Below are 951 nucleotides of genomic sequence, written 5' to 3'. Positions count from 1 at the left end.
CTTTTTCCAGACGCCGAAAGACCGTTTCTGTCGCCTTATGTCTGACTGCCGTCTCCAGAGCGAAAAGTCGCGCAGTTTCTGTCGCGGCAGAAGCGTTGTGATATTCCTCTGTGGCGTATGCGATTTTTTCAAGGCCAGACGGAAACCAGACGCGAAACGTCTCCATAGTCACGTTTCCCGCCGTTGCAATGCGACGTTCCTCGGCAAGTACGTCTGTCGCATAAGTCAGGCTCGCGGATTTGCCATCCTGCAGCTGCTGCGCAGCAATCAGTTGCGTTTGCGCATCAAGTCTCTCGCGTTCCCGTATTTTGGCCAAAGTGGCGAGGCAGCGCAGGCGATGGGTCATTGTGGTCCGCCATAGGCAGCAACCAGATTACTGAGGGCAAGAAAACTGTCGGACAGGGCTCTGACTTCCATGCGTTCCTGCTGGAGTAGAGAATCGATCTCCGGTGCGAGCCTGATGGCCCGGTCCGACTTGGCATCACTGCCCTCACGATAGGCACCAAGCTGAACGATATCCCTAATATCCTCCCACACTGCCAGTGTCGCGCGTGCCTCACGCGTCAGGGCATTCTCTTCACGGGTGTTGCATCCTGACGCCGTGCGGGAAAGGGAGCGCAGCACGTTTATAGCCGGATAACGTCCGGCCTCCGCTATGCGTCGATCCATTATCACGTGCCCGTCCAGAATGCCGCGAACCGCATCTGCAACCGGCTCATTATGGTCGTCTCCTTCGACAAGGACCGAATAGATGGCGGTTATTTGTCCCGCACGCCCGTCTGGCGTTGAAAGCCCCGGACCTGCTCGCTCGAGGAGTCTGGGCAATTCGGCGAAAACGCTTGGAGGATAGCCTCGTGTTGCGGGGGGCTCACCGCCAGAGAGGCCAATTTCCCGCAAGGCGTGGCAAAAACGTGTGACGCTGTCCATCAGGAGCAGCACTGATTTCCCCTG

At 57.6% G+C, this 951-nt stretch carries 1 protein-coding gene and 1 pseudogene; both read right to left on the bottom strand.

Features of this window, described 5'->3' with window-relative positions; genetic code table 11:
• Window positions 1–346 (bottom strand): hypothetical protein (locus P792_RS37880; protein WP_161630874.1); only part of this gene is annotated, 346 nt, incomplete at its 3' end.
• Window positions 343–951: pseudogene (gene fliI / locus P792_RS35500) on the bottom strand (flagellum-specific ATP synthase FliI); the annotation flags it as partial. The gene P792_RS37880 and the pseudogene fliI, both read right to left, overlap by 4 nt.

It is taken from the genome of Asaia sp. SF2.1, assembly GCF_000505765.1.
Lineage (GTDB): Bacteria > Pseudomonadota > Alphaproteobacteria > Acetobacterales > Acetobacteraceae > Asaia > Asaia bogorensis.
The sequence above is the reverse complement of the archived record's forward strand: the minus strand, read 5'-3'. Positions and strand labels throughout refer to the sequence as shown.